Source organism: Rickettsia helvetica (genome assembly GCF_963970025.1).
GTDB classification, from domain to species: Bacteria; Pseudomonadota; Alphaproteobacteria; order Rickettsiales; family Rickettsiaceae; genus Rickettsia; species Rickettsia helvetica.
In genome coordinates, this window is the sequence record NZ_OZ018776.1 from 541252 (window position 1) to 566276 (window position 25025).

Here is a 25025-nt window from a genome sequence, read left to right on the forward strand (position 1 = left end):
TAATGACTGACCGAATACAGCAAGAAGAAAGCGGATCTTTAGAAATGAGACCTGCTTCTGTAGAAGAGATAGCCCAATTACAAAAGTTAGTACAAGATAATAAAATGATATTAGCATGCCAAACCAAAGAAAAAACCCTAAAGATTTTAAGTGATTATTTACATAAAGAATTTGGGATACATGCTAATGAAACTACAGTAGCATCTTATGATGAGGTACATATAGGCGGAGCGAATGAAAAGCTAGAATAAGCGCTTTTTTGTAAATAGTAAATGAATTTCCAAAATTCTTCTTGATTTAATAACAAATATATGGCAAAAAGAGTTTGAAATAATCTTGCTACTATAGCTCAGGGGTAGAGCACTTCATTGGTAATGAAGAGGTCGGGGGTTCAATTCCCCCTAGTAGCACCACTAAAAATAGTTATATTTATGATAGACATCCTTCTTTTTGTACATATTACTATTGCAATATTGCTAATTATAGTTATTCTGATGCAGCGTAGCGGATCGGATGGAATTAGTAGTATAAGCGGCGGTAATAATATGGGAGTAGTCAGTGCTAAAACAGTCGGTAATTTTCTTACTAAAAGCACTATAATACTTACAACATTATTTTTAATAAATGCAATAGTACTTGCTAACCTTTCCTCAAAAAAGAAATCAGATTTAGTTTCTAAGATTAATGAAATTGAAGAAAATCAAGCAGAAAATAGTTTACCTATAGCTAAATAGTTACAGCTTTATCTTAGTAATATCTCTCATACTTGTCATTGTCTACCTTTATTGGCATTGTTGCATGGATTGAAAAATGCGTTTTATGTCATTCCTGCGAAAGCGAGAATCCAGAAAAAAGTGAAATTATTTGAGCTTTTAATATGAAAAACTAAATATATTTGTATCTTTTAGTTACTGGATTCCCGCTTCCGCGGGAATGACATCAGAGAGTTTAGTATAGTTTTTAGAACTCCCGATATATATTATTAAAGTATAGCAATATTTTATTCACAAAATAATTTTAGAAATGTCTATAGCATTTAATATAAAAGAAAAAATTTATATCATTTTATGTACGTTTTTTACAGTCCTTATTATAGTAGGAAACTTAATATATCAAAAATTTGTTTACCTTAATATTTTTAATTTTTATATTCTTGAATTATCTATAGGAGCAATTTTTTACCCGTTAACTTTTTTATTAACGGATTTAATAGCTGAGTTTTACGGTAAAGAAAGAGCCAATTTTTGTGTAAAGCTTGCTATTATTTTTAATATAATAGTAGTTCTAATAATAAGTCTTATGGATAAATTGGAAGCTACTAATTGGTCTAATGTTGATAACATAACTTTTCATAAAGTCTTTGGTTCATACCATATATCTTTTTTAGCATCAACTTTTGCCTGTTATATAGCTCAACTTGTTGATATTAATATATATTTATGGATACGTAAAATTACTAAAGGTAAATATTTATGGATAAGAAACAATTTTAGTACGGCAATTTCTTTATTTATTGATACTTTTATTGTAATTGGGATTATGAGCTTATTTAATATTTTTCCTTTTGACCAATTAGGCCATCTTGTACTTAATAGCTATTCATTTAAACTATTTTTTACTATATTTAGTACTCCAGTATTCTATGCAGGAGTTTGGTTAATAAGTTTATTCATTAAGAAAGGGATAAGCTTTTAGGAAAAGCTTATCCCTATCTATTTTATCGCCAATTGGTGAGTGCTTTGTTACATTGATACCTATGCGAGCGACTATAAGGAGCATAGCAATCCAGAAAAATAATAAAAAAATGTTAATTTAACATTTTTTTTCTTCCTTGCTTCGTCAAAATTTTCAATTTTTCCTCGCAATAACGAAAAAATCGTTCCATGCAACAAAGCCATTGGTGATTTACAAATTAATTTTTAACTTAACAAGTCCCTGATGGCTTTGATATTTTCTATGTGTATAATAATTATACTCAAGTAGAACATTTATATTTTTTCTACTCATAAGTATATTACTACCGATATTATATCCAAGCTTAGGTTGTTTTGGTATAATAATAATTGTTTCTTGTAATGTTTGTCCTTTAAAAGTCGCTTTTGCATTAACTTTTGTATTTTTATTATTGAAGTGATGCTCAATATTACCGTACAAACTTGGTGTTAATACTATATTACTTGTAGTCGCTATAGGTTTAAACACTATTTTACCGCCAAGACTACTTTCAAATGATTGATTTGATTTCTTTTGAATCATCAGATTTTCTATATCTATATTATACTCTTTATAGTTGCTAGCTCTTGAATAATCATATTTAAAACCGATATTAGGGATTAAATATAAATCATATTTCATACTATATTTATAATTTAACGAGCTTTCAAAACTTAAATTATTGTTTTGATATTTTCCAATTATATTATTAATACTTTTAGATTTATTCTTAATATAATTATGACCGTAAGATGTTATAGCCTGCAACGAGAAACCTTTAATTAGTGCTTTTAGACCGTAAATGCTTAAAAGATGACCGTTAATTGCTGTTTTTCCTAGTTTTTTATTATATTTAACTTGGGATTCCAAACGGCTATAAGCTATTCCTATAACATCATGACTATTGATAAATTCAGCATCAGCCCCGATAGTTACGCCGGTGGTACGACCTTGATATTTTGGAATATTTTTCCAAGCTCCTTGTTTGTTGATACCGTATAAGCCGCTAATCCATACCCCTCTGTTTATACTAGCTTCTTCATCACCGGCACTTATTGCAGCAACCTTTAATCTATCACTTAAAATATTATAATGAACAGGTTTGTGAAGAGTTGAAGTCGCCTTAACTAATATTGCTACTTTTCTACTGGTGTCATCAGATACCTGTTGTTTCTGTGTCGCTTCATCTTGTTCTGCAATTTCTTCAGTTTTGAGTGACACATCGATAGCTTTATCTTCGCTTTCTAAAACTATATCTTTTGTTAATTCTTCTTCCTCTGTTTCTTCTTTTTGTTCAGCTTCTTTGTCTGCTAGACGTTTATGCTCTTGCTCTTGGCGGTTCTGCTCTTCTTGACACTGACGTTTTGCTTCTTCTTTTTGTTCAGCTTCTTCGTCTGCTAGATGTTTATGCTCTTGCTCTTGGCGGTTCTGCTCTTCTTGACGCTGACGTTTTGCTTCTTCTTTTTGTTCAGCTTCATCTTCTGCGTTCTTAAACATTGAAGCCATATCCTCTAGACATTCTGCTTCTGCCTTGTCTGCTAGACGTTTATGCTCTTGCTCTTGGCGGTTCTGCTCTTCTTGACGCTGACGTTCTGCGTTTTCTCTTTGCTGATACTCTGCATCTTGTCTCTGCTGACGCTCTGCATCTTGTCTCTGCTGACGCTCTGCATCTTGTCTCTGCTGACGCTCTGCATCTTGTCTTTGCTGATGCTCTGCGTTTTCTCTTTGCTGATACTCTGCATCTTGTCTTTGCTGACGCTCTGCATCTTGTCTCTGCTGACGCTCTGCATCTTGTCTTTGCTGATGCTCTGCGTTTTCTCTTTGCTGATGCTCTGCATCTTGTCTTTGCTGACGTTCTGCGTATTGTCTTTGCTGACGCTCTGCGTTTTCTCTTTGCTGATACTCTGCATCTTGTCTTTGCTGACGCTCTGCGTTTTCTCTTTGCTGATACTCTGCATCTTGTCTTTGCTGACGCTCTGCGTATTGTCTTTGCTGATGCTCTGCATCTTGTCTTTGCTGACGCTCTGCGTTTTCTCTTTGCTGATACTCTGCATCTTGTCTTTGCTGACGCTCTGCGTTTTCTCTTTGCTGATACTCTGCATCTTGTCTCTGCTGACGCTCTGCATCTTGTCTTTGCTGACGCTCTGCATCTTGTCTTTGCTGATGCTCTGCGTTTTCTCTTTGCTGATGCTCTGCGTCTTGTCTTTGCTGACGCTCTGCATCTTGTCTTTGCTGATGCTCTGCGTTTTCTCTTTGCTGACGCTCTGCATCTTGTCTTTGCTGACGCTCTGCGTCTTGTCTTTGCTGACGCTCTGCATCTTGTCTTTGCTGATGCTCTGCGTCTTGTCTTTGCTGACGCTCTGCATCTTGTCTTTGCTGATGCTCTGCGTTTTCTCTTTGCTGATGCTCTGCGTCTTGTCTTTGCTGACGCTCTACATCTTGTCTTTGCTGATGCTCTGCGTTTTCTCTTTGCTGATGCTCTGCGTCTTGTCTTTGCTGACGCTCTGCTGCATCTTGTCTTTGCTGACGCTCTGCGTCTTGTCTTTGCTGACGCTCTGCATCTTGTCTTTGCTGATGCTCTGCGTTTTCTCTTTGCTGATGCTCTGCGTCTTGTCTTTGCTGACGCTCTGCTGCATCTTGTCTTTGCTGACGCTCTACATCTTGTCTTTGCTGATGCTCTGCATCTTGTCTTTGCTGATGCTCTGCGTTTTCTCTTTGCTGATGCTCTGCGTTTTCTCTTTGCTGATGCTCTGCGTCTTGTCTTTGCTGACGCTCTGCTGCATCTTGTCTTTGCTGACGCTCTGCGTCTTGTCTTTGCTGACGCTCTGCATCTTGTCTTTGCTGATGCTCTGCGTTTTCTCTTTGCTGATGCTCTGCGTCTTGTCTTTGCTGACGCTCTGCTGCATCTTGTCTTTGCTGACGCTCTACATCTTGTCTTTGCTGATGCTCTGCATCTTGTCTTTGCTGATGCTCTGCGTTTTCTCTTTGCTGATGCTCTGCGTTTTCTCTTTGCTGATGCTCTGCGTCTTGTCTTTGCTGACGCTCTGCTGCATCTTGTCTTTGCTGACGCTCTGCGTCTTGTCTTTGCTGACGCTCTGCATCTTGTCTTTGCTGATGCTCTGCGTTTTCTCTTTGCTGATGCTCTGCGTCTTGTCTTTGCTGACGCTCTGCTGCATCTTGTCTTTGCTGACGCTCTACATCTTGTCTTTGCTGATGCTCTGCATCTTGTCTTTGCTGATGCTCTGCATCTTGTCTTTGCTGATGCTCTGCATCTTGTCTTTGCTGATGCTCTGCATCTTGTCTTTGCTGATGCTCTGCATCTTGTCTTTGCTGATGCTCTGCATCTTGTCTTTGCTGATGCTCTGCGTTTTCTCTTTGCTGATGCTCTGCGTTTTCTCTTTGCTGATGCTCTGCGTTTTCTCTTTGCTGATGCTCTGCGTCTTGTCTTTGCTGACGCTCTGCTGCATCTTGTCTTTGCTGACGCTCTACATCTTGTCTTTGCTGACGCTCTGCATCTTGTCTTTGCTGATGCTCTGCGTTTTCTCTTTGCTGACGCTCTGCATCTTGTCTTTGCTGATGCTCTGCATCTTGTCTTTGCTGATGCTCTGCGTCTTCTCTCTGCTGACGCTCTTCCTCTTGCTTACGCTTCAGGTCTTCTTGACGCTTTGCTTCTGCTTCTTGTTGTTTACGTTCTGCATCTTTTGTTTCAGCATCCTCTAAGTTTTTCTTAGCTTGTTTTATCTCTTCTTGAGCATTTTCTAACTCTTTTTTTCGTTTTATTGCTTTTTTATCAGCATCAGCATCATCCCAATCATCATCAGAATCATCGTCAGAACTATCCACCTTCCTCTGTTGAGCAATTATATGCTTGAGTGTAATATGTTCTAGTTTTTCTTCAGCTTTTTTTAGCCGCTCTTGAGCCACTAATATTTCCTTAGAAATTAGCGGAATAGATTCTGCATTATCATGTTTATTTTCTTTCTTCTTGTTTAGGTCCTCTAAAGTTATTTCTATTTTTTCTACTGCCTTTTTAACATTTGTGACCATTTCATCTACGTACTTTTGAACAAGTTGCTTTCTTTGTTTTGTAACTACGTCTTCTCTTAATCTTTCAGATAATATTTGAAGTTCTTCTTGTTTTGTTCTAAATTCTGATAAGTCTGTCTTTGATGTAAATTTCCCGAATTTATTTTGTTGGCTCTTTAATGGCTTAATCTCCGCCTCTAGTGTATTTAGTTTTGTTATTTCTTCCAGTGATAAATAATTCTGCCAATTCTCATCCATATTATCTTGATATTTTTTAGGTATTATTTTAAATGCTTGGACTGAATTCTCTATTAGCTCTTTCCCTTTGTCTCTTACTAAGGTTAGTTGATCTTCAACTCCTTTTAAATATCCTTGGCATGTTGTTGCATTTTTTATTATATTGTCTTTTAGTAGACTACTCATTTCACTAGATTTTCTTGTTGCAGCGTTAACTGCTTGCTCTAATTCCTGATTTGCTTTTATTATTTTGTCAATATCGTTATTATTCTTATCCTGTGCATGATTATCCTCTTTCCATTTTTGATTATTCTCATCCTGTGCATTCTGATTATCATTTTGGCTATCTGGATTATGCATATTTTGTCTAACCCTATTCCACACATTCCAATTTGCTGCTGTTTCTTGCTTTCTTCTTGCTAGCTGTTCTTCTATTGTTTCTTGATTTATATATTTCCTTTGTGCAAGCACTTTCTTTAGTCCATCTAATAAAGGATCATCTTTGGTTCTTTCTTTTAGTCTTTGACTTTTGTCTTGTTTTCGCTCTCTTTCTATTTTGCTTATAAGAACTTTGCGTATCCTTATATTATGAGTCAATACATTTAAGATCAACCCTTGTTGTTCTGGAGTAGTGTTTTCTAAACCTTTTTCTAAAGCTTTATTTACAGTTTCATTACTTGTATTGCCATCAATATATACTATAGCTTTGGTTAAATTTTTTATTAAATCTGTTTCTTTATATTTTTGTAATATTCTAGTTAAATCTTGTTCAGTTATCGTACCATCATCTTGGAGAAAAATTTTCTCTAAGATTTTATTATTTAAGCTATCTATTAGCTCTCTTACTTCTTTTTTTGAAAAAGGAACGTTTTTTAAGTTTGTGTTGATCTTATTTTCATCAAGTATAAAACCTACTAATTGCTTGCTTGAAATTTTATCTAACTTCGTAGATAATTTTTTTAGTGTATCTTTTAATATTGCTTTACTGTGTCCACCTAAAATTTCAGAATGGTCATTTATAAATTTCAATTGTCCTAATATATCACCCTGTTTACTTAAAATTTTAGGTAATTCTTTAGGTAATTTTTTTGATATATCTGTTGATGCCGTCTTACCGTACGCACCTAAAATTTCAGAATGGTCATTTATAAATTTCAATTGTCCTAATATATCACCCTGTTTACTTAAAATTTTAGGTAATTCTTTAGGTAATTTTTTTGATATATCTGTTGATGCCGTCTTACCGTACGCACCTAAAATTCTAGAATTTTCATTTATAAATTTCAATTGTCCTAATATATCACCCTGTTTACTTAAAATTTCTTGTTTCCTTTGTGCATCTAGTTGCTCTAATGATAAAAGACGTAATGTTGCTTCTTCTAGACTTTCTTCAAAGAGCTTATTATCTAAAAAATCTCCTGTTTTTTGGTTATTTATACTTATAAACTGGGCTATATAAGGATCTTGTATAAGCTCTTTATATTTTTCTTTTGCCTCACCTAAGATTACATCATCTTTCTTACTAAAAAGAGCAAGAATTTTGTCTGCATCAGCGGTAAGATTCTTAAGTGTTAATTCATCGCGTATAAGAGATGTTATATTCTTTGAAAATTCTATCTTTAAATTTTGTTGACCAGCATTCGGATTAATTAATTCAGCGTATTTTTTACCAAATTCTCCAGTAGGGATAGATACTTCTAGCGATTGGGGAGGAGGTGTTTTTATGCTACTAGTAGTATGACTTTTATTGTTATGTTGCGATTGATCGCCCTTAGAATTGTGTCTTGATTGATTCATTGGGGATTTAAAGTTTTTTAAACCTTCTATGGGTGGAGGTGGAGGTGGAGGAAGTGAACCGTTGGTTGCTTCTGAACCGGTGGTCAATAAATTTATTGATATACTAATAACAACAGAGTATGTTAACAATACTGATTTTAATTTGCCTGTTATACTCATTAACTTAATCTCAATGATTATTTTTTAATATATGAACAAGGCGAGTTATATAACATTTATTAATATTTATCAAGAAAAACATTACTTTTTATTAATATATTGGTTAAATTAAAAATAATTGTTGCATCAATTAGAAGATAAGTTAGGAAGATTGAGCAAACTATACTCGATGAACTTGAAATGTACTAGTTAGGAGTTGATCTGACAGTATTGAGTAATCAGGCAGCTTGATAAGTTAAGGTCAAGTTGTCTGATATTGTCTCTATATTATCAATATTTTTATTAATTGCAATATAAAGAGAATCTTTAAAAGTTTGCATTGGCGTTTTACCGTAACAATGTTTACCTGAATGAGTTCTTTCATTATTATAACCTACAAGCCAGTTATCTATATCAGTTTGTAGCTCTTCTAATGTAGAATAAAACTTTTTGCGGAATAAAATGTGATAACATTCTTCTTGCATAGTTGTGTGGAATCGTTCACATATCCCATTAGTTTGAGGACTATAGGCTTTAGTTTTAGAATGATCTATATTTTCAATACCAAGATATAACTGATAAGCATGATGCTCAGGCTTGCCACAATACTCCGTTCCTCTATCTGTTAATATCCGAACCAGAGGAATATTATAGCTTTCAAAAAATGGTATAACCCTATCGTTAAGATGGTCTGCACTCGTTATAGCTGTTTTTTCTGTATAAAGTTTACAAATAGCAATAGAATAAGTATCAACGAAAGTTTGCTGATAAATACGTCCTATACCTTTTATATTCCCTACATAATAGGTATCTTGAGAACCAAGATAACCGGGATGTAAACTCTCAATCTCACCGCTTGCTTCACGTTTGTTTTTTACTTTTTCAAGAGCTGTTAACTGTATATCATTTAGAATAATACCGTCGCTTGCTACCTTATTTTCTAAAGCTTTTAAGCGTTTCTTAAAATTTTCTAAATCATGACGAAGCCAAACTGATCTTACGCCTCCTCCTGAAATAATTATTCCTTTCTTGCGTAGCTCATTAGCTGTACGTTCTTGACCATAAGCGGGATATTCAACTGCAATATTAACTATAGCATCTTCAACACTTGCTGGTACTCGGTTCTTTAAACAAGGCTTTCTTCTGCTCATCTCATATAGCGCTTCTTCTCCACCTTGTTCATGAAGCTCTTTATAGCGGTAAAATGTATCTCGGCTATAACCCATTACTTTACATGCTTGCGATACGTTACCTAGTTGTTCTGCTAGTTGTAATAAACCAATTCTTGGCTTTATTATTTTTTGTTGGTATATTGTCATCTGACAGTCTCCTTTTTTTAGAGGTTGTTAAATTTTTGCCGGGTACGAGTATATCTTTTTTTTTGTACCCAACAACTTCTTACTGTCAGATCAACTCCTAACTAGTACAACTTGAAAAATTGGTTACAATGTCTTTGTAAGTCCTCGGATGCTGAACGTTTAATATACGCTCCGCTCCTCGGCTTACAGACTCCTTGCTATTTTCCAAGTTGTATCGAAGTATATTCAACCACTAATAAGCTAAAATCCTATAACGGTTGAGTAATAGCTTTACAAATTAATTTTTAACTTAACAAGTCCCTGATGGCTTTGATATTTTCTATGTGTATAATAATTATACTCAAGTAGAACATTTATATTTTTTCTACTCATAAGTATATTACTACCGATATTATATCCAAGCTTAGGTTGTTTTGGTATAATAATAATTGTTTCTTGTAATGTTTGTCCTTTAAAAGTCGCTTTTGCATTAACTTTTGTATTTTTATTATTGAAGTGATGCTCAATATTACCGTACAAACTTGGTGTTAATACTATATTACTTGTAGTCGCTATAGGTTTAAACACTATTTTACCGCCAAGACTACTTTCAAATGATTGATTTGATTTCTTTTGAATCATCAGATTTTCTATATCTATATTATACTCTTTATAGTTGCTAGCTCTTGAATAATCATATTTAAAACCGATATTAGGGATTAAATATAAATCATATTTCATACTATATTTATAATTTAACGAGCTTTCAAAACTTAAATTATTGTTTTGATATTTTCCAATTATATTATTAATACTTTTAGATTTATTCTTAATATAATTATGACCGTAAGATGTTATAGCCTGCAACGAGAAACCTTTAATTAGTGCTTTTAGACCGTAAATGCTTAAAAGATGACCGTTAATTGCTGTTTTTCCTAGTTTTTTATTATATTTAACTTGGGATTCCAAACGGCTATAAGCTATTCCTATAACATCATGACTATTGATAAATTCAGCATCAGCCCCGATAGTTACGCCGGTGGTACGACCTTGATATTTTGGAATATTTTTCCAAGCTCCTTGTTTGTTGATACCGTATAAGCCGCTAATCCATACCCCTCTGTTTATACTAGCTTCTTCATCACTAGATCTTAATGCCAGAAGTGATCTTTTGTCATCTTGATGATTTATAATTTTCGCTATCGTTAGAATTTGATAACATCATTGATGAAGTGGTTTTTGAATCCGATGTTTCTAACTTTTTATTGCTATCTTCATGTTGTGTATAATCCTTTGTTGAGGATTCGTCATTTGTAGCTTCGTTTTCTTGTTGGAATAATCGTAATTGTTTCAGATCTAAACGTCCTACTTGCTTTTCGTTGTTACTATTTTCTGATTGAACATCACTACCGTATTTTTGTTCTAGTTCAGTAGACTCTGCTAGTAATTGTTCAACAAATAAAAACAATTCTTTATCTTTTGCTAACTCTAAAAGTTTGGATTTATAAATATTATGTACTTCTTGCCCTATTTCAGTTCTAGGACCTATAAAGCTAGAGTGCATAGTGTTGACTGCTTCTTGGATTTTTACAAAATACTTATTATTTTGATGAACTTTAGATAAATTTTTTGAATGCTCAAATGCTACTGATTCCATTATAGCTTTTTAAATAAATCGGCATCAGAGTATTTTGCTTTATGTCCTGCTGATTTTTGTCCTGATAAAGCAAATTCTTTATATCTTACAGCTATATCGGAGCTAAAGTTATAAATTTTTGGAGTTATTTTAAAAGTAGATGTATTTGCGTTTAATTTAGTAATTCTACTTATCCAATCTTTAGTAATCCCTAAACTTATTAGATAAGTTAATTCCAAATCTTTTGAACTAGGCGGTGGCAGTGGTGGCATGTTTCCGGTATGGATGTGTTTTTTAGTTTTTTCTTGCGAGTACTCTTTAAGAGCTTTTAATATTTAATTCAAGTTTAATAGGTCTCTTTAATTCTTCAGATATTTTTACATGACGATAATAAAATACGTTTTACTGCATCATCAGTGTCTTCATTGAAAAGATTTTTAAGTATCTCTTCGCTTGTTGTTGCTTTCTTACCATTTACGGTTATATCTTGTATATACGGGTCTTGAACAAGTTTGTTAAAAGCTTCTTTAGCTTTTTCTTCGATTTCAAGGGTTGAAATGCTAAATAAATTTACAAGAGTTTTCTCGTCAGCTCCTTGGTTGGCGTATAATTCTGTTTAATATTTGACGTATAACATTTGTAATGTCATATTTTCTTTTTATAAGCTGATCTTGTAAATCATCAGCTTTTTTACCTCCTGTCTCAGCTCTATATTCTATATATAGTTTGGCATAAGCTGTCTCTGGCTTGCTTCTTTCTGTGCTGGTTGCACTAGAGGTTGAAGTGGCGCTTTTAGTTGAACAGTAGTATTACGAGTAAACTGAGTATATTCTGCTTGTAACTTATTTAAATCAAAATTGTTAGAGTTGCTACTAAAGCCTTGAGAATTTAAGGGAGGTGGTGGGGGTGGCATACTCCCATTTAGCGGTAGAGGTGGTGGATTCGGAATGCCGCTTTGTGTTTGTTCTAAATTATTTGTATTATTACCTACTGCTAACCCTAAAATTTTATTGGTTTCATTACTTAGTACGTTACTATCGGATAATATTACTTTAATTACTGAATTTAATGTTTGTTTATTTACTTCTTTGGCTAGTTTAATCATATCGTCTTTAGTTAAACTATCTATTATTAGCCCTTTATTTTTTAGTTCTATATTTATTTCTTCTACTATTTCCGATGTTAAAATATAGACGCTTTTTATAATATGTGGTTGCATTTTGTTTTATAACTCTAATTGCAGAGCTAAAAATTTTTCTACTGAACTCTTATCTTTACTTGCTGCTAGTTTGATAAAATCTAATCGTGCCTTTTCCTCAAATTGACTATTAGATATATTTCGTGTTGCATAGTCTTTAATTCTTTCAGCAAATTTAGTTTTTTCTTCAGAAGAACTATTTTCTAATAATTCTTTTAGAATAGGTCTATTTTTAACGTCAATATTGGTATTGAAATCTAATTACTCCTTATCGTTGCTAAATAATACTTTTTGAATAGTATCATCATTAAAATCACTGAAGATAGTATTTACTGCTTCTTTTTTATAACTACTATCTACTTTCAGATTTAATGCTGCTACAGGATCTGTTTTAATAAGATTTTTAAATTCTTCAATATTTTTTTTCTTGTTGTATTATTCTATTTATATTGTGTTGAGCTTGAGTTAAATTACCCTTACTTTCTTTATTATTAAAGTAAGTTTTAAAAGTACTTATAGGATCAAAAGAATATGGTTGTTTCTCTTTTCTGGGCACCCCCGAAGATGTTCCTGTATTATTTGTACCTTGATTTGACATATACCAATTATCACTTTTGGTCCCGCTCTTTTTTTGAGAGCGTCCAGCGCAGACGGTTTAGTAGTATCATTGTTATTTAGAAACTGGTTCTATTCCGGCTCTTATTTGTTCTATATAAGAATTTGCTTTTATTTTCCCTATCTTAAATTCATTCATTAATTCGTCAGCGTTAGGGATAATATTATTATCTATATAGTACGATTTTTTACCAAGCATCATCTGAGTTTCTATTGATGCGATATAGTTTGTTGCCTCACCTTTATCAGCACCAAATTTCTGCTCTAGCTCTTTTTCTGTAGGAATAGACTATCCGCTATATATTATCCCTTTGCATTTTCCATAATTTCAGTTCTTATTGACCCAATAAAAGATTCTGCATCATCTTTATTTATGTTAAGAGCAGTCCTTACTTCTTTCATTTTAGGGATAATATCATTATCAACATAGTGTTTGTATTTAATATCTCTGTTTATTGAGCTGATATATAGATCGATTACCGCTTTTTTGTCTTTTTCTGCACGACGTACCTTTTGATCTTTTTCTATATTATTGTCTATTTTGCTAGGGTCATAACTTATTCCAAGATTTGTTGCTGCTTCCATATCTGTAGGAACTACGCCTTGCTTAATATATTCTTGTTTTTTTGTATCAAAATCCTGTTGTTTTACTCTTTCGATGTATAATAAAATTTTAGCTCTTGCTTGTCTTGCTTTATGTCTAGTATTATCTAAAAAACTTGATAAATCTGTTTCCTTATACTTTATTCCTAGATCATCTTGTGCTTGACTAAAACTAGGAATTAAATCTGCTTCTTGCCATTTTTTGATTTTTTCATTTGGAGTAAAATCCTTCCAAATATTTTATTGCTGTTTTGAATTGTGCTTTTCCCATGCCGGTGTTTTACTAACTAAATCTTTAAAGCTTGCCGCTCTAGCACTTGTACTTAAAAAGCTACTAGTCAACAAATATGTTGACATGAAAAAAGTTAAAACATATTTTTTTGAGTGGGAATTTTGTAAATTCATTCAAACCTCGATTAGTTATTATTTTTTAAATATAAACGAGGCAAATTATACAATATTTGTTAACTTATGTAAACTATTAATCATTAATTCTTAATTAATTAATAAGAATTTAGCCAAAATGTGTTTAATATATCGCATGCTAATGTATACTCCGAATTTTAAACTTTTTTCAAAAGGAGTATGTAATACTAACTTTTGAAAGAAATGTATTTCAGTTTTTGGTAAATAAAATATGCAAATTCAATTTCACTTATATAACACTCTTAGCCGTACTAAAGAGGTTTTTAATCCTCAAGATAAGGCTAACGTAAAAATGTATGTATGTGGACCGACTGTTTATGATAATCCTCATATAGGCAATAGTAGGTCGGTAGTAGTATATGATTTACTTTATCGTATACTTATAAAAATATTTGGCAGTAGAGCAGTAAAATATGTACGCAATATTACCGATGTTGACGATAAAATTATCGATAGAGCTGAACTACTTAGCATTACTATTAATGAGTTGACTGATAAAGTTACTCAAGAGTTTCATACAAATATGGCGTATTTAGGTTGTAAATTACCGAGTATTGAGCCGAAAGCTACAGAGCATATTGATGTAATGATCGAAATAATAGAACGCTTAATAGCAAAAGATCACGCGTATATTGCTGATAATCATGTTTATTTTGATGTTTTATCAGCTCCAAATTATATGGAATTATCTAACCGAAATTTAGAAGAAATGTTTGAGGGAGTACGTGTAGAAAATAGTAAAACAAAAAAAAATCCACAGGATTTTGTATTATGGAAACCGGCAAAGCAAAATGAATCAGCAAATATGAATTTTGAAAGCCCTTGGGGACTTGGTCGCCCTGGATGGCATATTGAATGTTCAGCCATGAACTACAAATATTTAGGTGAGAATTTTGATATTCACGGAGGGGGAGCAGATTTAATCTTCCCGCATCATACCAATGAGATGGCTCAAAGTAGATGTGCTTTTCCAAGTTCTACCTATGCTAAATACTGGATACATAACGGTTTTTTAACAGTTAACGGTGAGAAAATGAGTAAATCTCTTGGGAATTTTATCACCGTAAGGGATTTAATGGATAAAGAGATTTCAGGAGAAGTAGTAAGGTTATTTTTATTAAGTAGTCACTATAGGCGTCCTCTTGATTATAATGATAAAGCTATAGAAGATGCGAAGAAAACTTTAGATTATTGGTATAGAGCTATAGAAAATATTAATGTGCAAAAAATAGATTTACCTCATAATTTCATGCAAAGCTTACTTGATGATATGAATACGCCGCTTGCCGTAAAAATAATTAATGACTACGCTAAAGAAGTATTTACTTCTACAACTGAAGAAGAAAGGCAGCTTAATGCCGCTGCTCTTATTACTTGTGCTAATTTTATTGGTTTAATGAATAAGACTCCACACGAGTGGTTTAATAGCGGTGTGGATGAACTCCATATAAATGAGCTTGTAAATAAACGTTTAGAAGCAAAAAAACAAAAAAATTGGTTATTAGCCGATCAAATTCGTAATCAATTATTAGAACAACAGATAATTCTAGAAGATAAACCTGACGGTACTACTACCTGGCGAAAAGAATAAAAGCTTGTAAATTACACAATATGCGTATATAATTTGTAGGCTTGTAAGTCGTCATTGCGAGGAAATTATGTAATAATTGATGAAGCAATCCAGTTAAAAATGCTATAAATTAGCATTTTTTATTACTTTGTCTGGATTGCCACGCTCCTTTCAGTCGCTCGCAATGACGATTTTCCAAAACTTAAGCAAAAAATTCACACGTAAGATATATGTTAGTTCATTAGAATGAACATCTTACGGAGGTATAAACTAACAATTAGGAGAATTTAAAAATGTCAAAAATACCATCTGTTAACATTAAAGAATTATTAGATGCGGGCGTGCATTTCGGTCACAAGACCTCACGCTGGAATCCTAAAATGGCATCTTATATATATGGTGAACGTGATGATGTTCATATAATCGATTTAAGACAAAGTGCTGCTTTAATGAGCGTTGCTTTGAATGCAATATATGAAACCGTAAAAAAAGACGGTAAAATATTATTTGTAAGTACTAAAATACAGGCAAGTGATATTATAGCGGAATATGCCGAAAAATGCGGGCAATATTACGTAAATCATAGATGGCTTGGCGGTATGCTAACTAACTGGAAAACTATTGCGGGTTCAATAGAAAAACTAAATAAGTTAGAAAAAACCTTAGAAAGTGAAGAAGCACTTATGGGTTATACTAAGAAAGAGATACTCGATATGAGCCGTAAGAAAGATAAGTTACTTCTATCTCTTGCCGGTATTAGAAATCTTAATTCTAAACCTGATCTTCTAGTAGTTATTGACACTAATAAAGAGCATATCGCAATTAATGAAGCAGTAAAGCTTAATATTCCTATAGTTGCAGTAGTCGATACTAATTCTAATCCTGATAATGTAGATTATCCGATTCCGGGTAATGATGATTCTATAAGATCAATAAGACTTTATTGTAGTTTATTTGCAGGTGCGGCATTACAAGGACTTGAAGAATTAATGAAAGCTTCAGGAGTTGATATAGGGGCTATGCAGGAGCATACAGATAAGGCGTTAACTTCTAAAAATGTTTCTAAATTAAAACAAGCTAAAAAATTCTCTAAAACGAAAAATATTGATGAAGAGACAAATACAGAATTTGAGCAAGCATTAAATGATGCCGATGAAAATAAAAATTCTGATAATGCATAAGTGTTGTTGTGTGACTCGTATTTTTTCGTCATTGCAAGGAAAAGCGGTAAATTTTGACGAAGCAATCCAGTAAAAATGCTATAAATTAGCATTTTTTTATTATTTTTTGTGGATTGCCACGCAGCCTATGGCTGCTCGCGATGACGATTAGGTGCCACAACCCAAGCCAAATATAATAATTAAGGAGAAAGTAAGGTATGAGTGAAGTAAATATAAGTGCTGCAGCGGTTAAAGAATTAAGAGAAAAAACCGGTGCAGGTATGATGGACTGCAAAAAAGCATTAATAGAAACCAGCGGTAATTTTGAAGAAGCTATTGATTTTCTTCGTAAGAAAGGTTTAGCTGCTGCTGCAAAGAAAGCCGTACGTATTGCTTCTGAAGGCTTAACGGCTGCAAAAGTTGATGGGCTTACCGGAGTAGTTGTTGAAGTAAATTCCGAAACGGATTTTGTTGCTAGAAATGAGCAATTTCAGGATTTAGTTAAGGATATTGTAAACCTTGCAGGAATTGCAAAAACTATAGACACACTAAAAACATCTAAAATGCAAAGCGGTAAATCAGTTGAAGAAGATATTATAGAAAACATCGCTACAATCGGTGAAAATTTAACATTACGTCGTATGGATATATTAGAGATATCCGAAGGAGCAATCGGCTCGTACGTGCATAATGAAGTTGTACCGAATCTAGGAAAAATTTCCGTATTAGTAGGTCTTGCGTCTAACGCAAAAGATAAAGCAAAACTAGAAGCTTTAGCTAAACAAATTGCTGTTCATGTAGCAGGAAATAACCCGCAAAGTATAGATGATTCAAGCTTGGATCAAGCTTTAGTTGAGCGTGAGAGAAAAGTATTTTTTGAGAAATCTAAAGAAGAAGGAAAGCCTGATAATATTATAGAAAAAATGGTAGAAGGTAGAATACGTAAATTCTTCTCTGAAGTTGTATTGCTGCAGCAAAATTTCTTATTTGAGCCTAAACTTACCGTTGCGGAAGTAATTAAAAATGCTGAAAAAGAACTCGGTGCAGAAATTAAAATCGCCAAATTTATTAGATACGAACTTGGTGAAGGTATAGAACACGAAGAAAAAAACTTTGCCGATGAAGTAGCTGCCATCACACAGGGTTAACGGCCTTGTTGCATGAATCAGTTTTTTTGTCATTGCAAGCGACTAAAAGGAGCGTGGCAATGGCGATTTTGGATTCATGCAACAAACCTCCACTTTTGTGGTGATGACATCGCGTACTTTTTTTAAGCCGTGCAACAAAACCTATTTGTTTTATAATCCCAAAAAAGTTTAATAAAAAAATAAGTCATGATTATTAACCATATATAGCTTCTATATGATATGCAGGGTCAGCATGTCCTATTTCTACTACTCCGTTATTTTCATAAATTTTTCGAGTTAAATGCTCATAATGCTCGCTATTCACCGATAAAGTATATAATTTACTATGATAAATAATGCAAGCTGGGTATAATGGTTTGCTAGAAAGAACCGGAGGATTTGGTAAAGATAGCTTAATTATTCTTCCATCATCAGTATAATCAAGTTTCAAGTAAGAAGCATTTGTTTTTTCTGGTCTTGAACCATTAGATTCATATAAAACTAATTGTAGATTTGTGCTTCCATCCATAATATCAGGAAAAGTAATATCTCTATATTCTTTAACTTCTACTATATGTTGCTTATTTAGCTTAAATTTTAAGGAAGTTTTTATTGTTTTTTCTTGTACTTTAATCTTACTACACCATTTTCATTTTTAAATTCAACAGTTTTACTTGTAATATGTGAGGTAGAGGTAGTATTAGCTGTAGTAGTAACAGTTGATGTAATAGTGGTAGAATTATTATTTGAAGTAATAGTATTAGATTCGGAATCTTTTATTACTACTTGAGTTTTACCATTCACATCAGTATTAACTATTTCAATGCTACCCGTAGAAATTTTATATGCATTTACTAAAGTGGTGGCTGTAGTTTTTCCTACTTCTATTGCTCCCTTGCCTTAAATATATCCCTTTACCTACATAAGTTATGCCTTTGATAATAGGGTCATTTTTAAAGTTTTCTTCTATCTTTTTGTTCTCTTGCTTCTCTTTCCTCCGGACTCATCCTAGCCCACCTTTCAGCCCCTCTTCTATCTGCCTCCTTACGTTTTGCTTTTTCCTGTGCTTCTTTTTGCTCTCTATCTTGTTGCTTTTTTAATACCCCATAATTATAACCGGCTTTCCTATACAAATCATCATCTCTGCCCATAATAAATACTCCTTAAAATTTTATTGTTAATAAAAGAAGTACGGGCTTAACGCACTTCGTATGTATATTAATAAAAGGTAGGATTAACATATTTCATAGCCTTCTTTTTCTTGAAGCTGCCTATGTTTTTCTCTTTCTGTTACTATTTGTTTAGGAGATTTATCGTATTTTTTAGCTTTTTCTCTTCTTTCGTGATCCTCTGCTGCTCGTTGATTTATAAGGGTACGTATATAGTCTGGGTCTTCCATAAGTATATCCTTAGTTATTGAATAGGCTTATTTAATCATATTGCAATTAGAAGTTAAATATTCTTTTAGAAGTTCTATTTTTATTAACCGAATTCAGCTATCAAAGAAACTTCATAATTACTTTTAAATATTCATCTAGGATTTTTTGGTTGTCCTCAACAAATTTTAAAGCATTTTCACGATAGGCTTTAAGTTCTAGAGAATTATTAGACCTAAGTAGATATGTTAGTTTAGTTAGTAAATCTTCACCGTTTTTGATTTGGATAGCTGCTTCATTTTGCAGTACGCCTTTAGCGATATCGGTGTTTTTACTCATATCGGGACCGAATATAATACAATTAGAGAAATATGCCGCTTCTAAAATATTATGCCCGCCTTGTTTAAAAGAACCGCCGATAAATGAGATTAACGCTACGGAAAAAAATAGCCCCATTTCGCCGAACCTATCAACTATATAAAGATCATCGCTTAAAACAGGTAAATCATTTTGCGACTTAGCGGCAGCGGATAAATTATGTGACTTACAATTATCGATAATTGATTTAACTCGCTCAGGATGTCTTGGAATTAAGATAATATAGCAATCTAAAAACTGCTCTTTTAGGTTTTTGATTATAGGCAAAATCACCTCTTCATCTTCGGGGTGAGTGCTGGCAAATACCACGACTCGCCTATTGTTTAGATGTGAGCTTAATTTTGATAACTCTTCTAGATTGACCGGAAGTTTTTCATTGGCAAATTTAATATTGCCTAAATTAATTGCATCTGATACGCCAAGTTCATTGAATTTTTGTAAGTCACGCTCGCTTTGCACAATAATTTTACTGAAATTTTTGAGGATAAGCTGAAAGAAGCTTTTTCTTTTTAGCCAAGCTTTAAACGATTTATCGGAAATACGAGCATTTACTAGTAGTAATTTACACTTCCCCGATCCCTCATTAATAGTACACGGCCATAATTCCGATTCTATAAAAATACCTAAATTAGGTTGCCAATTTCTTAAAAACTTTTTAGTAAAAATAATATTATCTATCGGTAAAAATTGGTGAACTGCTATTTTAGGTAATTTGGCAGTTAATATTTTAGCGGAGCTGTTAGTCCAAGAAGTTACTAGAAAACGAACGTCAGGATAACGTTTACTTATATTATATATTAATGTTAAAGCTGCCATAGACTCACCAACGCTTGCTGCATGAATCCATACTAAGAAAGAATCGTCTTGTCTGTGTTTGCCAATAGCAAAACGCTCTTGGATGCGTCTTATATCTTCCTTACCTATTAATAAACGTATAAGAATTATGATAAAATAAACAGGTAATAATATAAAGCTTAAAGCGTAATATAATAGCATCATTTCCTTAAGCTCTCTGTTAAGCTTGCTAATTGTTTTTCAAGGCTTATATGGTTTTGTATTTTATCATTTGTGAGTTCTAAAGGTGAGCCAACTATGATTTTAATAGTACCAAACGGTAGAGGTATTATTAATTTATCCCAACTTTTTAGTCTAAAACATTTAGAGGTACTACTTACTATCGGAATAAGTTTTTTGTTATATCTATAAGCAATTTCGGTAATGCTGCTATTTACTTTATATATCGGTCCTTTAGGACCGTCCGGCGTGACTATTATATTTGCACCTTGAAATAGCTTACCTATAATATTACGTAAAGCTCCAATTGGATTTTTATTAGTAGAACCTACTATAACTCTGCAACCGAATTTTCCTACTAGATCATTTAAAATTTTTCCGTCTAAATGCGGTGATATTAAAGCATAGATATTTCTATGTCCTATAAACATAGCCGGACTTAAGGCGAGCATATTATGCCAAAATGCAAAGATTATACCTTGTTCGTTTAGGAATTTTTCCTTATTGCCGTTATCGTAAAATATAAATTTCTGCCTCGAAGTAAAATAAACAAAACGCAAATACCAATATAGTAAAATAGTAATTATACTAAGTACGTATTTATTATTTTTTAAAAACTTTTTAAAAACTTTCCGCATTGATTTTGTATTGGTTTGGTATTGTTTTTAACGTCATTGCGAGGAAAATTACGAAGTAATTGACGAAGCAATCTCAGGATATTTGACGAGATTGCCACGCAGCCTACGGCTGCTCGCAATGACGATTTAGTATCCATACAAGCTTAATCAGGAATGACATCGATTGCTCTCTCAATTCTAATACAAGCCTCTTGTAGCTCTTCCATAGAAATAGCATAAGAGATTCTAAAATATCCCTCTAAGCCGAAAGCAATACCGGGTACTACGGCAACTTTCGCTTCTTCAAGTAAATATTCGGCAAAATCATTACTATTTGCAATAATTTTTCCTGACTTAGTTTTATGCCCAAATATTTTATTGCATTTAACAAATAAGTAAAACGCTCCTTCAGGTTTATAGCACTCAAAATATTTTACTCTTTTCAAAATTGATAAAGCAAGATCCCGCTTTTTCTGAAAATTTAAAGCATTAGGCTTTACATAATCTTGAGGACCGTTTAATGCTTCAATAGCAGCCATTTGACTTATTGAACAAGGGTTTGAAGTACTTTGCGACTGAATAATAGTCATTGCTTTAATCAAAGCTTTTGAACCTGCTCCATAGCCTATACGCCAACCCGTCATAGAATAAGCTTTAGATACTCCATTTACGGTAAATATATGTTCTTTTAAATCAGGGGCTATTTGGGTTAATGTATAAAATTTAAAATCATCAAAAGTAATATGCTCGTAAATATCATCGGACATTACGTTTACATGGGGATATTTTCTTAAAACTTTAGCAATATTTTCTAGTTCTTCAAAATTATAGCTTGCACCTGTCGGGTTACTAGGAGAGTTAATAATAAGCCACTTAGTTTTATCTGTAATTGAACGTTCTAAAGCTTCCGCACTTAATTTAAAGTTATTTTCAATTCCGCAATTTACAAAAACAGGTGTTCCTGTGCTAAGTGCAACCATATCAGGGTATGAAACCCAATAGGGTGCTGGAATAATTACCTCATCCCCTTTATCTAAAGATGCCATAAACAAATTATATATAACTTGCTTACCACCGGTACTTACTATTATTTCATCAAGTTCGTAATCTATATTATTTTCACGTTTGAATTTGTCTTTTATTGCTTGCTTTAAAAGAGGCATCCCTTCAACATTGGTATATTTGGTAAAACCGTCTTTAATAGCTTTGATTGCCGCTTCTTTGATATTATCAGGCGTATCAAAATCAGGCTCACCGGTACCGAGTGCGATAATATCAACTCCCGCTTTTTTAAGTTCAAGAGTTTTTTTAACGACTGCAAGGGTCGGCGACGGCTTTATAGAACTTAGCCTCGTAGAAATAATTGACATAATTTGAGTCCGTATTAATGAAAATTATAATATAGTAAATTTTAAATTCTGTGAAGAAGATTTAAGCTGCAACAACTATGTAAAATAATCTAAAATAAAAAAATTATTTAATCATCTAAATTAACTTTAAGCAGTTCTCCTTTTTCTGCTTGTTCTATAGCTTCCTTTATCCGTTTAGCATTTACCGGATTAGATAATAAATATAATGTTTCTTTTGTAGATTCTTCATCTTCATTAGTGTTTGATTTCATAATATAACTATTATTTTATTTAAAAATTTATCAAGATATGCTTTATTATAGTAAGTAACATTAATTTAGTAATTAAACTATGCTCGGTAAAATAAAAGACAAAATCAAACATTATTGCTTAACTATAATAAATATACCGAATTTTATTAAGAATAGAATTTTAGAATTTAAAAATTATATAAGTGATTGTAAATATAAATTCTCTCATTTAGCCGAAACTAATTATCAACTTGGACTCGATCATTTATATAGAGGTAATTTAAATGATGCATTGCTTAGGTTTAAACTAGTCGATAAATTTTTTAATCCTAATGATTCTAAAGTATATTATCAACTCGGATGGGTTTATTTTTTAAAAAATAATTACAGGCAAGCTATAGAATATTTAGAAAAATCTAATGAAAAATATAAAGCTATATTTATAAATTTTTTGAAAAATTATAAAGATATTACTGAAATACCTCAAGAAATTTGGGGAAAATATCGTGATTTAACTGCACAATATTATCCTACTATTTTTAATAACGATAAAAATATCCATCTTCCGTATAGGTTTGTTAATGCAGCACTTAGGCAGATATCTGATTTACCGGATAATTACTCTATTCTAGAGCTTGGAAGTAATATAGGGCTTGTAGGTTATGAAATACAAAAACGTTTTCCGGAAAGTTTTACTTTAACCGGTGTAGAAATTTCTACTTTAATGAATGATTTACAAGAAACATATTATCCGAACACTAAAATTTACAATCAAATATATAATATTGCTATCGATGAATTTTTAAAACAAAACTCTAATAAATTTGATATTATTTTTAGTTTGTGCGGATTACCGTTTACTAACAATTTAATAGAATATTTTAATTTAATATACTCATCTCTTAGTAAACAAGGGTATTGTGCCCTTTGTTTACCGAACGCCGCAAAGACGCAATTTTCAGTAAAACGCAAGGAATTTATTTTTAACTTGAATGAAATAAATAATATTTTACAAAAAAATAATTTTACTATATTAACTGCGGAAGAAATAATACTAGCGGAAAACAATAAATATAGTATTATTGTTTGTAAGAAAACAGCATAAATCAATGAGAATATTAATTATATTATCCATTATTTTATATTCATTATCGATAAGAGCTGATCTTGAATATGTTGATAATGACATATATAACTATAATGGTGGAAGAAACGAAAACGGTTGCTTGGAAGTTTATGATCCATACGAAAAATTTAACCGTAAAGTATTTACATTTAATTCTGTGTTAGATTATATAATATTGCGTCCTTTAGCAATAGGTTATAAGAATATCACGAATGATTACGTAAAAGCACGTGTTAATAGTTTCATCAGTAATGTCGATACACCGCTTACAGCGGTAAATTACGGGCTTCAGTTAAATTACGATAAAACTATGAAAAGCGTTTGGCGGTTTCTCATTAACACGACGCTTGGCATAGGCGGTTTATTTGACGTGGCAGGTAAAGTAGGTTTACCCTCTGATCATCAAACTTTCGGTAGTACCCTCGCACATTATGGGGTTGCCCCAGGTCCTTATTTAGTATTGCCGATAATCGGTAGTACTAACGCAAGAGACATGACGGATTCGGTAATTACTAATTATGCTCTTAATCCATTAAGGTACTACACTCATAATGATTTTGACTTAGGAGTACTAGCAGTTAGTAAAATAAACGATCGATATGTTGTATTACCGTTTAGTGATTATGTGATGAAGAATTCTACCGATCCTTATGTGGCTATTAGATCGGCATTACATCGTGCTCGTGAAGCATCGGTTCAATATCCTGAAAATTTTAAATGTCCTAGCCCTTATGAAAGAAAATAAAAATTAACTTAAAAGAGGATTATATGCAAAAAATTATTACAGGTTTATTTCTATTAGTTATAACGTTTTCCGCTTATTCTAATGAAAAAGTGCCTGCCGGTTTGAACAGTTACGTTACTAATTTAGTAAATGAAGCTTCTAGTATATTAAACGATAGTAAGCTATCTGAGCGAGTAAAAATTGCTAAAGCACGTGAGTTAATGTCTCAGAACCTAGATTTTGATTGGATGGCTAAATATACATTAGGCAGAAATGGGATAAAAACTTTATCAGGTGGGCAGGTTCAGGAATTCATCAAAGTTTACTCTAAATATGTTACTAAATCTTATACTGATTTAATAAAAGATTATAAAGGTGAACAGCCTAAAATAGTAGGAGTTCGTACTTTAAGCTCGACCGATTTTATGGTTGCTATGAATATCATTAGTAATAAAGAGCAAGACCCTATTAAAGTAGAATATCTTGTACGTGAAATGAAAGGAAACGGAAAAGACGTTTTGAAAGTTTCTGATATAATTACGGAAGGTGTAAGTCTTATTGGAGCTCAACAAGACGAGTTTACCGATACTTTAAAAAATCAAGGTTTTGAGGCACTAATACAAAAATTAGAAAGTCGTTCTTAAAT

At 32.7% G+C, this 25025-nt stretch carries 23 protein-coding genes, 1 tRNA gene and 1 pseudogene; 10 read left to right on the forward strand and 15 right to left on the reverse strand.

From position 1 onward, the window contains the following. Positions 1-44: 44 nt before the first annotated feature. From AB1146_RS03385 to AB1146_RS03400, 4 genes are all read left to right on the forward strand, one after another. Positions 45-251: a hypothetical protein gene (locus tag AB1146_RS03385; protein WP_029374715.1), complete on the forward strand. Its 207-nt coding sequence runs from the start codon at positions 45-47 to the stop codon at positions 249-251. A gap of 87 nt (positions 252-338) precedes the next feature. Continuing rightward, positions 339-413, forward strand: a tRNA-Thr gene (locus AB1146_RS03390). Between the two features lie 18 nt (positions 414-431). Then, positions 432-734 carry a preprotein translocase subunit SecG gene (secG, locus tag AB1146_RS03395; protein WP_004996773.1) on the forward strand — a complete coding sequence of 101 codons (303 nt, stop codon included), beginning with the start codon at positions 432-434 and terminating at the stop codon, positions 732-734. 289 nt (positions 735-1023) lie between these two features. Then, positions 1024-1695 carry a queuosine precursor transporter gene (locus AB1146_RS03400; RefSeq protein ID WP_010420378.1) on the forward strand — a complete coding sequence of 224 codons (672 nt, stop codon included), beginning with the start codon at positions 1024-1026 and terminating at the stop codon, positions 1693-1695. A gap of 210 nt (positions 1696-1905) precedes the next feature. Here AB1146_RS03400 and AB1146_RS08515 read toward each other — a convergent pair whose 3' ends face one another. From AB1146_RS08515 to AB1146_RS03420, 7 genes and pseudogenes are all read right to left on the reverse strand, one after another. Further along, positions 1906-3219: an autotransporter outer membrane beta-barrel domain-containing protein gene (locus AB1146_RS08515; protein WP_410526287.1), complete on the reverse strand. Its 1314-nt coding sequence runs from the start codon at positions 3217-3219 to the stop codon at positions 1906-1908. Positions 3220-3251: 32 nt separating this feature from the next. Then, positions 3252-4118, reverse strand: coding sequence for a bacteriophage T4 gp5 trimerisation domain-containing protein (locus AB1146_RS08520; protein WP_410526288.1), 867 nt, complete (start codon positions 4116-4118; stop codon positions 3252-3254). Between the two features lie 27 nt (positions 4119-4145). Next, a complete protein-coding gene (locus tag AB1146_RS08525; RefSeq protein WP_410526283.1) occupies positions 4146-4349 on the reverse strand; it encodes a bacteriophage T4 gp5 trimerisation domain-containing protein in 204 nt (67 codons plus the stop codon). 18 nt (positions 4350-4367) lie between these two features. Then, positions 4368-4619: a bacteriophage T4 gp5 trimerisation domain-containing protein gene (locus AB1146_RS08530; RefSeq protein ID WP_410526284.1), complete on the reverse strand. Its 252-nt coding sequence runs from the start codon at positions 4617-4619 to the stop codon at positions 4368-4370. Positions 4620-4637: 18 nt separating this feature from the next. Further along, positions 4638-4889: a bacteriophage T4 gp5 trimerisation domain-containing protein gene (locus AB1146_RS08535; RefSeq protein ID WP_410526284.1), complete on the reverse strand. Its 252-nt coding sequence runs from the start codon at positions 4887-4889 to the stop codon at positions 4638-4640. Between the two features lie 3261 nt (positions 4890-8150). Continuing rightward, positions 8151-9230 (reverse strand): IS481 family transposase, encoded by a 1080-nt coding sequence (locus tag AB1146_RS03410; protein WP_355404292.1) that lies wholly within the window; start codon positions 9228-9230, stop codon positions 8151-8153. A 270-nt stretch (positions 9231-9500) separates the two neighbouring features. Continuing rightward, a pseudogene (locus tag AB1146_RS03420) lies at positions 9501-13666 on the reverse strand (autotransporter outer membrane beta-barrel domain-containing protein). A gap of 232 nt (positions 13667-13898) precedes the next feature. Between AB1146_RS03420 and cysS the strand changes: the two are divergent. From cysS to tsf, 3 genes are all read left to right on the forward strand, one after another. After that, complete coding sequence (cysS, locus tag AB1146_RS03425) at positions 13899-15278, forward strand: cysteine--tRNA ligase (RefSeq protein ID WP_010424026.1); 1380 nt, start codon at positions 13899-13901, stop codon at positions 15276-15278. Positions 15279-15550: 272 nt separating this feature from the next. Beyond that, positions 15551-16438: a 30S ribosomal protein S2 gene (gene rpsB, locus AB1146_RS03430; protein WP_010424023.1), complete on the forward strand. Its 888-nt coding sequence runs from the start codon at positions 15551-15553 to the stop codon at positions 16436-16438. Between the two features lie 197 nt (positions 16439-16635). After that, complete coding sequence (tsf, locus tag AB1146_RS03435; RefSeq protein ID WP_010424019.1) at positions 16636-17565, forward strand: translation elongation factor Ts; 930 nt, start codon at positions 16636-16638, stop codon at positions 17563-17565. Positions 17566-17758: 193 nt separating this feature from the next. On the opposite strand, the gene AB1146_RS03440 is transcribed toward tsf, so the two are convergent. The 8 genes from AB1146_RS03440 to AB1146_RS03475 form a co-directional block, all read right to left on the reverse strand. Next, positions 17759-18178: a Sca4 family protein gene (locus AB1146_RS03440; RefSeq protein ID WP_040611333.1), complete on the reverse strand. Its 420-nt coding sequence runs from the start codon at positions 18176-18178 to the stop codon at positions 17759-17761. Continuing rightward, positions 18154-18348: a hypothetical protein gene (locus AB1146_RS03445; RefSeq protein WP_010424013.1), complete on the reverse strand. Its 195-nt coding sequence runs from the start codon at positions 18346-18348 to the stop codon at positions 18154-18156. The genes AB1146_RS03440 and AB1146_RS03445 overlap by 25 nt, the downstream gene beginning before the upstream one ends. 149 nt (positions 18349-18497) lie before the next feature. Further along, the gene (locus AB1146_RS03450) at positions 18498-18695 is read right to left on the reverse strand and encodes a hypothetical protein (RefSeq protein ID WP_010424010.1); all 198 of its coding nucleotides are present in this window, start codon (positions 18693-18695) and stop codon (positions 18498-18500) included. A gap of 83 nt (positions 18696-18778) precedes the next feature. Continuing rightward, positions 18779-18943 (reverse strand): hypothetical protein, encoded by a 165-nt coding sequence (locus tag AB1146_RS03455; protein ID WP_156790195.1) that lies wholly within the window; start codon positions 18941-18943, stop codon positions 18779-18781. 100 nt (positions 18944-19043) lie between these two features. Further along, positions 19044-20297 (reverse strand): lipid IV(A) 3-deoxy-D-manno-octulosonic acid transferase, encoded by a 1254-nt coding sequence (gene waaA, locus AB1146_RS03460; protein WP_010424008.1) that lies wholly within the window; start codon positions 20295-20297, stop codon positions 19044-19046. Further along, on the reverse strand, positions 20294-20950 hold the full coding sequence (locus AB1146_RS03465) for a lysophospholipid acyltransferase family protein (protein WP_010424006.1): 657 nt from the start codon (positions 20948-20950) through the stop codon (positions 20294-20296). The genes waaA and AB1146_RS03465 overlap by 4 nt, the downstream gene beginning before the upstream one ends. Positions 20951-21093: 143 nt before the next feature. Then, positions 21094-22299 (reverse strand): pyridoxal phosphate-dependent aminotransferase, encoded by a 1206-nt coding sequence (locus AB1146_RS03470; protein ID WP_010424004.1) that lies wholly within the window; start codon positions 22297-22299, stop codon positions 21094-21096. A 107-nt stretch (positions 22300-22406) separates the two neighbouring features. Further along, positions 22407-22550 (reverse strand): hypothetical protein, encoded by a 144-nt coding sequence (locus AB1146_RS03475; protein ID WP_010424002.1) that lies wholly within the window; start codon positions 22548-22550, stop codon positions 22407-22409. 79 nt (positions 22551-22629) lie between these two features. On the opposite strand from AB1146_RS03475, the gene AB1146_RS03480 reads away from it, so the two are divergent. Genes AB1146_RS03480 through AB1146_RS03490 form a run of 3 tightly spaced genes read left to right on the forward strand, consistent with a single transcriptional unit; the run spans position 22630 to position 25023 of the window. Then, the gene (locus AB1146_RS03480; protein ID WP_010424000.1) at positions 22630-23634 is read left to right on the forward strand and encodes a methyltransferase domain-containing protein; all 1005 of its coding nucleotides are present in this window, start codon (positions 22630-22632) and stop codon (positions 23632-23634) included. Positions 23635-23638: 4 nt separating this feature from the next. Beyond that, complete coding sequence (locus tag AB1146_RS03485) at positions 23639-24400, forward strand: VacJ family lipoprotein (protein WP_029374850.1); 762 nt, start codon at positions 23639-23641, stop codon at positions 24398-24400. A gap of 23 nt (positions 24401-24423) precedes the next feature. Then, complete coding sequence (locus AB1146_RS03490; RefSeq protein ID WP_355404316.1) at positions 24424-25023, forward strand: phospholipid-binding protein MlaC; 600 nt, start codon at positions 24424-24426, stop codon at positions 25021-25023. Positions 25024-25025 lie beyond the last annotated feature (2 nt).

What these genes read in the sequence shown, in the direction of transcription:
- AB1146_RS03385 (WP_029374715.1), top strand. Translation starts at nt 45, where the DNA reads ATGAGACCTGCTTCTGTAGAAGAGATAGCCCAATTACAAAAGTTAGTA.
- secG (WP_004996773.1), top strand. Translation starts at nt 432, where the DNA reads ATGATAGACATCCTTCTTTTTGTACATATTACTATTGCAATATTGCTA.
- AB1146_RS03400 (WP_010420378.1), top strand. Translation starts at nt 1,024, where the DNA reads ATGTCTATAGCATTTAATATAAAAGAAAAAATTTATATCATTTTATGT.
- AB1146_RS08515 (WP_410526287.1), bottom strand. Translation starts at nt 3,219, where the DNA reads ATGGCTTCAATGTTTAAGAACGCAGAAGATGAAGCTGAACAAAAAGAA.
- AB1146_RS08525 (WP_410526283.1), bottom strand. Translation starts at nt 4,349, where the DNA reads ATGCAGCAGAGCGTCAGCAAAGACAAGACGCAGAGCATCAGCAAAGAG.
- AB1146_RS08530 (WP_410526284.1), bottom strand. Translation starts at nt 4,619, where the DNA reads ATGCAGCAGAGCGTCAGCAAAGACAAGACGCAGAGCATCAGCAAAGAG.
- AB1146_RS08535 (WP_410526284.1), bottom strand. Translation starts at nt 4,889, where the DNA reads ATGCAGCAGAGCGTCAGCAAAGACAAGACGCAGAGCATCAGCAAAGAG.
- AB1146_RS03410 (WP_355404292.1), bottom strand. Translation starts at nt 9,230, where the DNA reads ATGACAATATACCAACAAAAAATAATAAAGCCAAGAATTGGTTTATTA.
- cysS (WP_010424026.1), top strand. Translation starts at nt 13,899, where the DNA reads ATGCAAATTCAATTTCACTTATATAACACTCTTAGCCGTACTAAAGAG.
- rpsB (WP_010424023.1), top strand. Translation starts at nt 15,551, where the DNA reads ATGTCAAAAATACCATCTGTTAACATTAAAGAATTATTAGATGCGGGC.
- tsf (WP_010424019.1), top strand. Translation starts at nt 16,636, where the DNA reads ATGAGTGAAGTAAATATAAGTGCTGCAGCGGTTAAAGAATTAAGAGAA.
- AB1146_RS03450 (WP_010424010.1), bottom strand. Translation starts at nt 18,695, where the DNA reads ATGGGCAGAGATGATGATTTGTATAGGAAAGCCGGTTATAATTATGGG.
- AB1146_RS03455 (WP_156790195.1), bottom strand. Translation starts at nt 18,943, where the DNA reads ATGGAAGACCCAGACTATATACGTACCCTTATAAATCAACGAGCAGCA.
- waaA (WP_010424008.1), bottom strand. Translation starts at nt 20,297, where the DNA reads ATGATGCTATTATATTACGCTTTAAGCTTTATATTATTACCTGTTTAT.
- AB1146_RS03465 (WP_010424006.1), bottom strand. Translation starts at nt 20,950, where the DNA reads ATGCGGAAAGTTTTTAAAAAGTTTTTAAAAAATAATAAATACGTACTT.
- AB1146_RS03470 (WP_010424004.1), bottom strand. Translation starts at nt 22,299, where the DNA reads ATGTCAATTATTTCTACGAGGCTAAGTTCTATAAAGCCGTCGCCGACC.
- AB1146_RS03475 (WP_010424002.1), bottom strand. Translation starts at nt 22,550, where the DNA reads ATGAAATCAAACACTAATGAAGATGAAGAATCTACAAAAGAAACATTA.
- AB1146_RS03480 (WP_010424000.1), top strand. Translation starts at nt 22,630, where the DNA reads ATGCTCGGTAAAATAAAAGACAAAATCAAACATTATTGCTTAACTATA.
- AB1146_RS03485 (WP_029374850.1), top strand. Translation starts at nt 23,639, where the DNA reads ATGAGAATATTAATTATATTATCCATTATTTTATATTCATTATCGATA.
- AB1146_RS03490 (WP_355404316.1), top strand. Translation starts at nt 24,424, where the DNA reads ATGCAAAAAATTATTACAGGTTTATTTCTATTAGTTATAACGTTTTCC.